Source organism: Acidovorax sp. MR-S7, assembly GCF_000400995.2.
Classification (GTDB): domain Bacteria; phylum Pseudomonadota; class Gammaproteobacteria; order Burkholderiales; family Burkholderiaceae_C; genus MR-S7.
The window spans coordinates 126,037-138,940 of the sequence record NZ_DF238891.1 but is presented as its reverse complement, the minus strand read 5'-3'; the positions used below and the strand labels follow the sequence as shown (position 1 = coordinate 138,940).

Genomic DNA, 12,904 nt, shown 5'->3' with positions numbered 1-12,904 from the left:
CATGAGCCTGAGGAAGCTGACCAAGATCCGGGGCTCGTTCCCCAGCGACGAGGCGCTGACCAAGCTGTTCTACCCGATGCGACACCAGCCATGCAGCTTGTGGCTCGAGAAATCATCAACGCCGGCAGTAGCACAGACGCCGTATGGAAGAACTCTCCATCCGCCACAGATGTGCACGCCCTGCGCGCTCTTCTGCGGCACACGCCAAACGATGTCATCGCGCTGGTCGACCTGGCTCAACATCATCTTGCCCAGGGAAAGCGTAAGGCGGCTCATCGCGCTTTGTTGGCTGCCCATCAAGTTTCACCTGAGTCAGTCCACGTCATTCGGGCGCTCATACGGTTCTGGATGCATGTTGGAGAAGAGGACAGAGCGCACGCCTTCATCCGAAGAATCCCGAAAGCCTCCGTGGACCCTTGGCTGATGGCATCGGAGATTGCAACCGCGCAAGCAGCTGGGGCCCCGTCCGTGCAACTGCGCAAAGCACAACGTGCGCTGAACTCGAAAGTGTTCAACCCACGCGATGTGAGCGAGCTCGCCGGCGCAATTGGAGGCGCAGAGCTTTGGAATGGAAAGTTCAAGGAGGCACGCAAGCTGTTCAGGCTCGCCCTTGAACACCCTAACGACAACGTGTTGGCTCAAGCCATCACGAATCAAGAATTCCTGGGAATTGAGGTCGACGAAGCCCTACTGCGCCGAGCGCCGAACGGGGTGTTTGAAGGCCGCGCGCTGCGAGCGCTGATGCAGACCGATTTTGAAGCCGCATCCGAGCTGACGGAGTGCTGGAGTGAGGAGGAGCCCTTCTCAAGTCGGCCAAGGACACTGCAATCATTCGTCTGCGGCGCTCTGGGGACGTTCGAGAAGGCACTAGGGGCTGCGGATAAGGGGCTCACCGCTGATGCGAGCGACCTGTCGCTCCGGGGCAACCGTGCCTATGCGCTCGCCGCCCTCGGACGTCTTGATGAAGCTGAATCCGAGCTTTCGGTGATAAACGCTCAAGCAGACGACAATGCGCGCTTCTCGGCCATGTGCAGCCACTACCTGTTTGATCCGGACTTCTGCAACGTCGCCTCGGGCTGGGAGAAAGGGGTGGTGGAGAAGAACGTGCAGGACAGTCGCAGGCGAATCTGGATCGAGGCCGCCAGCAGGCGCTTCGGATCGTTTGCGGAACTCAATGCATGGCTGGGCGAGCGGTGTCGTTCGGTGTGGGCAGACACCGTGCATCCGATCCACAAGCAGTTCACGGTGGCAGAGATGCTGGAGTTAGAGCGCCCCCACCTCATGTCCATGCCTGTGCTGTTTGATGGGTATGTGGAGAAGCCCGCGCGGGTGAGCAGCACCTGCCTGGTGGCGGTGGCGCGCAACCGCTACTCCGTTCCTTGCGAATGGGCGGGGCACCTAGTGAGCACGCGCCTGTACCCCAATCGGGTGGACATTGCTTGCGCGCAAACCATCATCGCCAGCCACGCCCGCACGCCGGGCAGTGGCCAAGTCACCTATGACTGGCAGCACTAGATTGAACTGGTGCAGCGCAAGCCTGGAGCCCTGCGCAACGGCGCACCGTTCCTGGACTTGCCCGAGCCCTTGCAGCGCTTGCGCAAATCTCTTCTGAGGCACCCAGGCGGTGACCGCACCATGGCACAGGTGCTGGCCAGCGTGCCGCAGGCGGGCTTGGACGCAGTACTGGTGGCGGTTGATCTTGTCCTTGAAGGTGCCACGCCCAACGGAAGTGTCAGTGCTGAGCATGTGCGCAATGTGCTGGCCAGGCTGAACGCGCCACCCAGGCCGGAGCATGCCAAAACCACCTTGCAACTGACCAATCTCCCTCTGGCAGATACCGCACGCTACGACCGTTTGCGCCCCATCCACAACGATAACCAAGGGGCCATTCATGTCTGAATCCAAACGCGATGTGCAAAGCGAGCTCAAGGCCCTGCGCTTGAATGGCATGGCCAGCGCCTGGGCTGACCTTATGGAACAGGATGGCGGCTCCACGATTCAGAGCTCGCGCTGGCTGATCGAGCACCTGCTTCAAGCGGAGGACGTGGATCGGCATATGCGATCCATCGCCCATCAGATGAAGGCGGCACGCTTCCCGATTCACCGAGACCTCGCTGGCTTCGACTTCGAGGCATCCCCCGTGGATAAGGTGCTGATCAAGAAATTGGCGGACCTGAGCTTCACTGAAGACGCTCAGAACGTGGTCCTGATTGGTGGTCCTGGTACCGGCAAAACCCACTTGGCAACTGCGCTGGGAATTAATGGACTGACGCACCATTCCAAACGTGTGCGGTTTTACTCGACGGTGGATCTGGTCAATGCGTTGGAGCAGGAGAAGGCCAAGGGCAATCCGGGGCGCATAGCCATGAGCTTGATGCGGATGACCGATATAGGGTGACATGTCAGCTTGGCCATGCCGCTGCGCTTTTGGCTTTAGCCTGCCGCTCTGGACGGTCAGTTTGCAGCGATTGCGGTCTGTCGCCTGGGCGAGCCAAACTCACGCTAACTGATGCAAGCGGTCTTTGAATCTCGCAAACGCCCGAAGCACGTCCTTCATCGCCTTCCCTCAATTGCCCTGACCGTAGTAGATCGCTTGCTGCTTATCCCAACGCTTGGAGCTGACTGAGGTCAGCGATTTGGTCCCGGTGGATGACCTCTTGGCCGCTGCCAAAATGGTCGTCGGCCAGTTCTCGCGGGGCCTCGATCTTGTCGAGGATCCTCGGTAGGCGCCGAAGGTCGATATCGAGAGCGGTGGTCCTGGTGTTCGTCGCGGGGCTGATTGGTCGGTGGACGACGCCACCATTCACGCGCTGAACAATCAGGTCGCCAAGCTTTTGTCCATCAAAGCTGGCTGCAGTTGTGCCACATTGATAAGATGAAAGCCTTATGTCATGCCGATCAGGACATCCGATATGAAGCGCTGCATTGTCGGTATTCGTCGCCCTGGTGAATCGCAGCGGGCAGTTGCTCAAAAAGATATTCCGTCGGTCTGGTTTCCGTCGATGGCCACCATGGCTGCGGTGCTGTCGGAGGACAACCAATCCCTGCTGCGCCTCATCCGTGACAAGCGGCCCAAGTCGTTGACCGAGTTGGCGGAGCTCACTGGGCGCCAAGTACCGAATCTTTCACGCACGTTGCGGATGATGGAAAGCTATGGGTTGGTGGCACTGAAGAAGAACGTACGCGAAATCGAGCCGATGGCGCTGGCGACCAGTTTCAAGATCCTGATTGATTGAAGGACGAATATGAAGGGGGAGTCAATGAGAGATGGCGTGATCACCGAAGCAGACACCTGCCGCGAGTTCGTGACCCCCCGATTGGTCGAGGCTGGCTGGGGCACTGCTCCACACGCCATTGGCGAGCAGCGCACTTTTACCAACGGTCGCATCATCGTGGCCGGGGGCAAGGTGCGGCGCGGCAAACAGAAGCGGGCCGACTACTTGCTGTACCACCGGCGTGACTATCCCCTGGCTGTGGTGGAGGCCAAGGAGATTGGTCTCCCAGCTGAAACCGGTGTGCAGCAGGCGCGCGAGTACGCTGAGATTCTCGGTCTCAAGTTCGCGTACGCGACCAATGGCCACCGCATCATCGAGATCGACTACACCACCGGCACCGAGCGCGAGGTGGATCGCTATGCCACGCCTGATGAACTGTTTACCCGCCTTTCAGCCGCCACCCATCTGCCCCAAGACGCCGCTGCGCATGTGCTGGAGCCGTTCAACCTGATCTCTGGCAAGGTGCCGCGCTATTACCAGCAGATCGCCATCAATCGGGTGATCGAAGCAATCTTGCTCGGGCAGAAACGCATCCTGGCCACCCTGGCCACTGGCACCGGCAAGACCTGCGTCGCTTTCCAGATCTGCTGGAAGTTGTGGAACAGCCGCTGGAACCGGACTGGGGAGTACCGCCGCCCCAAGATCCTGTTTCTGGCTGATCGCAACATCCTGGTGGACGACCCGATGGCCAAGATGTTCGCACCCTTTGGCGACGCTCGGCACAAGATCGCCGGTGGCGACACCAGCCAAAGCCGGGATATGTATTTCGGCATCTATCAGGCGCTGACCACCGCCAGCGCCGATGTGTTCCGTCAGTACCGTCCTGACTTTTTCGACCTCATCATCATCGATGAATGCCATCGGGGCTCCAGCCGTGACGAAAGTGCCTGGCGCGCGGTGCTGGACTATTTCGAGCCTGCAGTTCAGTTCGGCATGACAGCCACGCCGCTGCGCGAAGAGTCTCGCGACAGCTACGAATACTTCGGCAACCCGGTCTACACCTACAGCCTGCGCCAAGGCATCGAAGATGGGTTCCTGGCCCCATACCGCGTGCATCGCGTCATCACAACGGTCGACGCTGCAGGCTGGCGACCCAGCAAGGATGAGTTGGATCGTTATGGCCGCGAAGTGCCCGACGACGAGTATCAGACCAAGGATTTCGAGCGTGTCGTGGCCCTTCGTTCCCGCACAAGGGCGATGGCGAGGCATCTGACCGACCTGCTCAAGGGCACCGACCGCTTTGCCAAGTCCCTGATTTTCTGCGTCGACCAGGAACACGCGGCCGAGATGCGCCAGGAATTGCTTAACCTGAACAGCGACCTCGTCAAGCAGTACCCCGATTACGTTTGCCGTGTGACGGCCGATGAAGGTGCCATCGGCCTCACCCATCTGTCCCACTTTCAGGACGTGGACAAGCCCACGCCCGTCATCCTCACCACTTCTCAATTGCTGACCACCGGCGTGGATGCCGAGATGGTCAAGAACGTGGTGCTTGCGCGCGTTGTGGGTTCCCGCTCCGAGTTCAAGCAGATCGTCGGCCGTGGTACGCGGCTGAAGGTGGACTATGGCAAGGAATACTTCAACATCATCGATTTCACCGGCACGGCCACCAGCCACTTTGCCGATCCGGACTTTGATGGTGATCCGGCGCGTATTGAGGAAGTGATCATCGATGAAGCCGGGGAACAGGTGGGCATCACTGAGGCCGAGGTTGAAGCGCCGCAGGAAGAAGTACCGGTGGAGTACGAACTGCCCGAAGAGCAGATCGGACCAGACACCGGCATCATCATCACCGAGCCACCTGTCGAGCCGCGCAAGTTCTACATCGACGGCGGCGAAGTCGAAGTCATCGGCCACTTGGTCTATGACCTCGACACCGATGGCAAAAAGCTGCAGGTGGTGAAGTACACCGACTATTCCGGCCGCGCTGTGCGCACGCTTTATCCCACGCGCGAGGCACTGCAATCGGCCTGGGCCAATCCCGATACCCGTTCTGAAGTGCTGCGCGAGCTGACCGAACGCGGCATCAGCTTCGCGGAGCTGGCCAGCAGCAGTGAGCAGCCTGACGCAGATCCCTTTGACCTGCTGTGCCACCTGGCCTGGAATGCGCCATTGCTGACCCGCCGCCAGCGTGCTGAAGCCGCCAAGCGCAAGACGCAAGACCTGTTCGCCCAGCACGGTGACACAGCCCGCGAAATCCTCACGCTGCTGCTCGACCGTTACATCGAGCGTGGCATTTTGCAATTCAATGCGCTGTCCGAGCTGATGAAGGTCCAGCCCTTCGATCGCTACGGCAGTCCTTCCGAGATCGCCACCCGTCACTTCGGCGGTGTGCGCGGCATGAAGGACGCTGTCTCCCGGCTGCAGACCGCGCTATACCAATAACGAGAACCGCATCCAATGGCCAAATCAGCCACGAAGGCAATAACGTCGGGCGAGAAAAAGACCCGCGCGCCACGCAAAACCAAGGCACCGCTCACCACCCGTGAAAATCTGTCTGCTTTGATCGGCAGCGCCCGCAAGATCCTGCGCAAGGACAAGGGCCTCAATGGCGACGTGGATCGTCTGCCCTTGCTCACCTGGGTGATGTTCCTCAAGTTTCTCGACGACCTTGAAACGGTCCATGAGGAAGAGGCTGAACTCGACGGTAAGCGCTACAAGCCCATTATTGAAGCCCCTTACCGCTGGCGCGACTGGGCCGCCCGTGATGACGGCATCACCGGTGATGAACTGCTGGCGTTCATCAGCCAGGAAGCGGCCATCCGTGTCGATGGAACGGTCGGCAAGGGTCTGTTTGCCTACTTGCGCGGCTTGGCTGGCGACGGAGAAAAAGGCAGCCAGCGCGAAGTCATTGCCAACGTGTTCAAGGGCGTGCAGAACCGCATGGTCAGCGGCTATCTGCTGCGCGACATCGTCAACAAGATCAACGGCATCCACTTCAGCGCCAGCGAAGAAATCCACACCCTCTCGCACCTGTACGAGTCGATGCTGCGCGAAATGCGTGATGCCGCTGGCGATTCCGGTGAGTTCTACACCCCGCGCCCGGTCGTGCGCTTCATGGTCCAGGTCACCGACCCGCGCCTGGGTGAGACGGTGCTCGACCCGGCCTGCGGCACCGGCGGCTTTCTGGTCGAGGCCTATGACCACATCGCGCCGCAGGTCAGCACGCCCGACCAACGCCGGGTGCTGCAGCAGAACACCCTATTCGGTCAGGAGGCCAAGCCGCTGCCCTACATGCTGGTGCAGATGAATCTGCTGCTGCACGGTCTGGAGGCCCCGCAGATCGCCTATGGCAACACGCTCGAGCGCCGGGTCAATGAGATCGGCCACAGCGAGCGGGTGGACGTCATCCTCACCAATCCGCCCTTCGGCGGTGAGGAGGAGGCCGGCATCAAGGCCAACTTCCCGCCCAATATGCAGACGGCGGAAACCGCGCTGCTCTTCCTGCAATACATCATGCGCAAGCTGCGGGTAGCGGGTGCGCCCGTGCCGGGTGGCAAGCCGGCTGATCGCGGTGGCCGCGCCGCCGTGGTCGTGCCCAATGGCACCCTGTTTGGCGACGGCATCAGCGCCGTCATCAAGGAGGAAATGCTCAAGGAGTTCAAGCTCCACACCATCGTGCGCCTGCCGCAAGGGGTGTTCGCGCCTTACACCGACATCCCGGCCAACCTGCTGTTCTTTGAACGTGGTGGCCCCACCGACACCATCTGGTACTACGAACTGCCATTGCCAGAAGGGCGCAAGAAATACAGCAAGACGGCGCCCCTGCAGTTTGAGGAATTTGCCCCCGCCCTGGAGTGGTGGAACGACCGTGAAGAAGGCCCGCAGGCATGGAAGGTGGATTTCGCGGCCAAACGTGCCGCTGCCGTTGAAGCCGCCACGCCGCACTGGCAACGGGCGGAAAGCGAACGCAATGCCGCCATTGCGCTGGGCAAGCCTATTCGTGAGTTGGAACAGGCCGTTCAGGCTGCTGCCAATGGCCAGAAGGCCGAACTGCAAGACCGCCTGAAGGCGCTCAAGAGCGAGCAACAGGCCCATGAACAGGCTGCCAAGTCGGCGCAGGCCGAAGGCGATGCGTTGTACTGGCCTATTTACAACCTCGATATCAAAAATCCGAGTGCTAGGCGCTCCCTAGAAGATGTAGCTCCATCCGTAGTCATTGAAAGAATCTTCAAGCACGAGGACCAGATCGCTAGGCTTTTCACGAGCAACGATATCAACTTGTCGCCTGGTAACGAGGATGAATCGAACTTGCTTCGGCTTCGTTCACTTGCCAACAAAGTTCAGGTAATTAAGGCAAGTCTGGAGTCAATCGAAAATGATGGAGATTTGCTGCTCGCAGTGAGTTTTCGCGACGCCATTGCCAACGCCCCGCTGCGACCGATGTCAGAAGTCGCGCCGCTGGTAAGGCGCGAGGTGGCCATCGATCTGGAAGCCAGTTACACCGAACTGGGAGTGCGGAGCTTTTACAAAGGCACGTTCCATCGCCGCACAGTCGCTGGTTCGGAGTTCACTTGGCAAAAGATGTTTCGGGTGGAGGAAGGCGACCTGATCTTCAGCAACATCATGGCGTGGGAGCAGGGCATTGCCCTCGCTAAGCCAGAGGATCACGGTTGTGTCGGCAATCACAGAATGCTGACCTGCTGCGCAGACCCGGCGAAGGCCGTTCCAGGGTTTCTTGCCTACTACTTCATGACGGACGAAGGGTTTGCCAAGGTCTATGCGGCCTCACCCGGTACCGCCGCGCGCAACCGCACTCTGGTTGCCGCCAATCTGGAAGCGATTGAAGTCCCCGTACCGCCATTGCCCATCCAGGAATCCTTCAACCGCCTGCAAGCCGAGGTCGCCGCCCTCAAGGCCCAACACGCAAGCCTGCGCACCGCCAACGCTGCCCTGCTGCCGGCAACGCTGGAGCGGGTGTTTGATGGTGATATTCCAGGAGAGCAGGAATGACCCTCCTCGTTTATGGCGAGAAGGCCAGCCGCACGCACGAGAACCAGATGCTCCAGGTCTTTCTGGAGCGGCTGGAAGACCGTTGGGCAGACAGTACCGACTGGATTGTTGCCGTTGCAAACGCGATGTGGAACGGTGCCGAAATCGACTTGGTCTGCATCCTGCCATCGGCCATCATCGTGGCCGACTTCAAGGGTTACGGCGGCACGCTGACCGGCACCGAGAACGGGCCTTGGCAGGCCGATGGCGTGATAGTCAAGGGCGGCCGGAAGGCCAACCCCTACCAGCAGTTGCGTGACAACAAGTTCTCCGTTCTGGATTGGCTGCAATCCAAGGCGCTGCTGTCCGGGCGCAACCTGGGTCATATTTCTGCCGGTGTCATCTTTTCTGGCGGGATTGAAGATCAGTTGGAGCTTCCCTCCAAGGTTCGCTCCTGGTTCTACCCGTCGGATTTGGCCAACTGCGCCGTCATGCTCGATGGCCTGTCGTCTCCCGAGTTGAGGATTGCTCGCGACGAAGCGCTGGAGATCGTCCGCAGGCTGGGCGTTCAGCCGATTGAATGGGCCTCCAGTCGCCCACAGGTTCGCGATATTCACTCGCGTCGGGATCAACCTCAGGCGCGCACGCCGCTGACCGGACATCAACGCGAGGCCTTGCAGACCCTGAGCAGCTTCGTCGCTGCGGACGACTCTGTCAGTCTTTCAGTTCTGGGTATGACATCGACCGGCAAGAGTCGTCTGCTTGCCGAGTTGGCCGACGAGGTCAAGAAGGCGGGCAAGCAAGTCATCGTGTTGCAACCTAACCGGCGCCTCGCCGATGGCGCCGAGGTGGAGTCCAGCAGCATCTACGGGCATCTCTACACGGGTAGCGTGAACGGGGATGATGAACCGGAAAACGAGGCAGAACAGAAGAAGCTCAAAGTCATTCCGTTGCGCGCCTGCGATGACGAGGCCGACTGCGTCTACCTTCTGGACGACGCCCACCTGCTGAGTAACTCGAGATTCTCGACCCCTGACGGCAAACAATATGGCAGCGGCCAGTTGTTGTCGGACTTCTTCGACTTCGCTGCCTTCGGAAAGGGAGCGCGCAAGGTTGTCTTCTTCGGCGATCCGTATCAGATTCAGCGCGGCGGCAGCGAGGGTGCCGTGCTTTCGGGCGACTTCCAGAAGTCACGTGAACTGAAGCACCAATCGCTAGAGCTTCAACAACTTATCGGCAAGAGACTTGATTCGGCCAAACTTGCCAACGCAGAGAAGCTGGTAACCGCCATCCGTGCCCAGAAATTTGCTGCTTTGGAACTGGAAACTGATGAGGGTTTCAGTGTTCTCGATAAGAAGGATGCAGCCAATGAGATGCTGGATCACTTCCAAGCAGACCCAAGTTCAGTCTGGTATCTGGCCGAGACACATGGCCAGGCCAACGCATTGACCCAGTGGATTCGTGAGCGCTTGCACGGCAAGAAGCTCCTGGACACGGTGGAGGCGGGCGACCTGCTGGAAGTTTACGTGAGCCCTGATGTGCGCGATGCATTCGGCTCAAGGGTAGCCGTGCAGTCCGGTGGGCGCCTGACGGTCGCGAGTGTTGGCAAACGATCCGTGTACCAACAAGGCTTGAGCTGGGTAAAGAGCGGCCCGGTCAAGTTCCATTCCCTCAGGTGTAGGGTCGATCGGCGCGACGAGATTGAACTTGAGGTATTCGAGGAGTTCCTACGGGCGGAAAAGCCAGAGTTGGACAAAGAGACGGCGGTTGCCGAAAGCGTCTGGCGAAATGCCGCAAAGCGCGACAGAGAGAAAGCGTTCGGCGGCAAGCAGGCAGCGCTGCAGGGAATAGAGGTGCCGCCCCCGCCACCAGCCGCGCCAGATTTCACCTATGCCCGTTATGGCTATGCATCCACGGTTCACCATGCCCAAGGCATGTCACAGCCGATTTGCTACGTGAATTGCGATCACGCCGCTGGCCGCCACTCGGAAGGATTCTTCCGTTGGTTGTACTCGGCAATCACTGTCGCCGAGCGTGAAGTGGTTTTGTTGAATTTCACGGATATCCACCCCTTCGACGCTGCTGTCTGGAAAGCAGGTGCTGTCAAGGTGGCTGCTGACATCGCAGTGGGTGCAGGCTGGGTATTTCAGCCCAACGGAATCGCGTCCGAAAGAGATCAGCAACGCAGCTTGCCCGAGGGGCTCGACCAATCAAAAGATGTTCTCAAGTCCGTCGCCATCTGGCTTCGTGTCGTCAACGCCGCAGAGCGGTTTGGCTGGCGGGTCGTAAAAGCGGCCTGTCACCCCTACCAGGAGCAGTATGACCTTTCTGGGCCACAGGGCGAACACTGCCTACTGCGGATCGCCTACAACGGGAAAAATGTCGTCACGGCCATGCACGTGAAAGAACCCGAGCACTGGGGTTTGCTTTCCGACCTGGCCTTTGAATGCCTCTTGACGAACGACTATGCACCAGAGGCTGCAGCCTTGCTCCGATCTACACGGTCGCGCTTGGATCAAATTGGCTGGACGGTCGTATCTGCCGCCGAGACTTCGTATCGCTTAGCAATAACGGTTGCTCGCAACCAAGATGAGCGAGTCGGTCTTGAGATCAACTTCGACAAGCAGGGGCTCGTTTCCAGCTTGCGCCCGTTGACGTGCAGCAGTCCAGAGTCCGTTGAAACGATAAGGTCTGTTTTCCAATGACGTGGGCAGACATACAAGCGCTCCGCAAATCTGGGCGTTTCCAAGAGGCTGTTGACCTTGGTCTCCAGGAGCTTGCTGACGATCCCGATGACTTCAAACTGCGGACGCAGATTGACTGGGCGTTCTATGGTTTGGTCAAGAACTACGTGTCTTCCATAGTTTCCAAGCTCAAAGGAGGGCAGCCAGCCCCCAATGCGGTTATCAATCAAATTCATCAGGCGTTACGCCGCTACGCGCGGCAACCGAAGCGCCGGCCAGATAACGCGCTCTCCAACATCTTGCGCGAGTTGTCGAAGATCGCTCCGCACTTTCCATTCTTCCCTGGGTTTATACGGTGGGTGGGCTTCGACGGCCTCGGTGCGGAAGATTGGCAGTACAACCAGCTCGATGAAAATCGTTTTCCGCCCATCGCCCTTGGAATTGCCCGTGGCTTGGCGAAGTGGATGAAGGCATTCCCTGATGCGGCCCAAGAGGATATTGATCTGGCGCTTGAATGGATCGACCGCGTGCGGCCTGTGGCCGAGGGTGACGATGCCCTATGGATGGATTGGGACAGAGTTTATCTACTGCGGCGCGTCCATCGCCATGCCGAGGCAGCCGGAGTTCTTGGTCCAGTCATCAAGGCGAAGAGAAATGAGTTTTGGGTATGGGCCGAGGCGGCGAGACTGTATTCAGAGGAGCAGCCAGACCTCGCATTAGCGTGCGCGTGCCGGGCATTGGAATGCGGATCAGACCCCAAATTCACTGTGAAGGTTCACCGTGAGCTTGCCCAGATGTTGGCAGATCGTGGTGAGTTTGCTCAGGCAAGCAGCGAACTGGCGTCGGTGATATCGCTCCGGCAAGAACAAGGTTGGGGAATCGATGCGGAACTTCAGGACCTGATCAACAGCAGTTGGTATGACCCGTCAGCACAAGGTGCTGAAAGGGCAAGAGACTTCTACGCCCACCACTCCCAGGACGCACTGGTACTGTGTTTCGATTCTGTGGATGTGAAACCTGCGACCTATTTGGGAACGATCGTGCCGCAGCAGCCCAAGGATGCTGAGCCGGGAAGGAAGGTCCGACCTCTTCCTCGTTTCGCTATACGTGAATCCAATGGTGCGTCGGTCAGTATTGTTGGCCCGGGCGTTCGTTGCAGGAATATCAAGATCGGAGATCCCGTAACGCTAGTTCTCGGCAGGCAGCGGGACAGTGATCGCGACGCAATTGTTCAAGTTTCGGTTCGGTCGGACGGGGCCAGCTGGGACTGCACCGATTCGGGGAAGGGTCTGGTAACCCGCGAGGCAGCAGATGATAGGCGGGCAAGAGTCTTTGTTGATCGGGACCTTGAGGTTGGAATCGACGGCGAGGCTTGGATCGGGTCACACTCCCCCAAAGTCGGCGAAGGCGTTCGTTTTCGGGTGACTGAGAACCGCAAGACGGGCCGAAGGGACCTTTTCGCCGTTGAACCAGGTCCTCGTCCAGATGCTGATGTCAAGATGACAACGGGTCACTTGAAGAGGAACCCCAAGGGGTTCGCTTTTGTCGATGATGCCTTTGTCCCTCCTTTTATGGTTGAGACGGTCCCGCCGGAAGTCGATACCGTGGTTGCCGTACTGGTGTACGCGAAGCACCCGAAAGAGGATAGATACGGATGGCGCGCAGTCGCGATCAGCGCAGCGTGAAAAACGATTCCGGAACAACCCGCGCCAATGCTCATAAGCTCGGGAGGCCAATCAGCACATGGTCAATCACCCGCAACCAAAATTGCAACCTCTACCCGGTTGGGGTCCTATCAAGTGCGCCAGGAAAACCTAGCGAGCAAGCGTCCCGGCAAGCATATTGGGTTCAGGTGATGACTGGTTCAGCCCGCTAGCGGTCGCTGGTAGCCTTGATTTGGATGGCTTCAATCAGCCTGGAGCTGCCATGCCGGAGGTCAGTTCTGCAGCGATTACGGATACCAAAGGTGAGGTATGCAAGTGACCGGAAGCGTGCGCCCTGCGGGCATTCAGT

Annotated in this window: 5 protein-coding genes and 2 pseudogenes; all 7 read left to right on the top strand. The window is 59.1% G+C overall.

The genetic code is table 11. From position 1 onward, the window contains the following. Positions 1–1,008: 1,008 nt before the first annotated feature. Positions 1,009–1,899 (top strand): annotated as a pseudogene (locus AVS7_RS00660) (IS21 family transposase); the annotation flags it as partial. Beyond that, a pseudogene (locus tag AVS7_RS00655) lies at positions 1,892–2,383 on the top strand (ATP-binding protein); the annotation flags it as partial. The pseudogenes AVS7_RS00660 and AVS7_RS00655, both read left to right, overlap by 8 nt. Before the next feature lie 529 nt (positions 2,384–2,912). Then, positions 2,913–3,236 (top strand): helix-turn-helix domain-containing protein, encoded by a 324-nt coding sequence (locus AVS7_RS00650; RefSeq protein WP_034689576.1) that lies wholly within the window; start codon positions 2,913–2,915, stop codon positions 3,234–3,236. Between the two features lie 9 nt (positions 3,237–3,245). After that, the gene (gene hsdR / locus AVS7_RS00645) at positions 3,246–5,660 is read left to right on the top strand and encodes an EcoAI/FtnUII family type I restriction enzme subunit R (protein WP_034689530.1); all 2,415 of its coding nucleotides are present in this window, start codon (positions 3,246–3,248) and stop codon (positions 5,658–5,660) included. 15 nt (positions 5,661–5,675) lie between these two features. Then, positions 5,676–8,228 (top strand): N-6 DNA methylase, encoded by a 2,553-nt coding sequence (locus AVS7_RS00640; protein WP_024000716.1) that lies wholly within the window; start codon positions 5,676–5,678, stop codon positions 8,226–8,228. Next, entirely contained in the window at positions 8,225–10,912 is a 2,688-nt protein-coding gene (locus AVS7_RS00635; protein ID WP_020226569.1) for an NERD domain-containing protein, read from the top strand. Before AVS7_RS00640 ends, AVS7_RS00635 begins: the two co-directional genes overlap by 4 nt. Beyond that, positions 10,909–12,576, top strand: coding sequence for a hypothetical protein (locus AVS7_RS23425; protein WP_024000715.1), 1,668 nt, complete (start codon positions 10,909–10,911; stop codon positions 12,574–12,576). The genes AVS7_RS00635 and AVS7_RS23425 overlap by 4 nt, the downstream gene beginning before the upstream one ends. Positions 12,577–12,904: the final 328 nt, after the last annotated feature.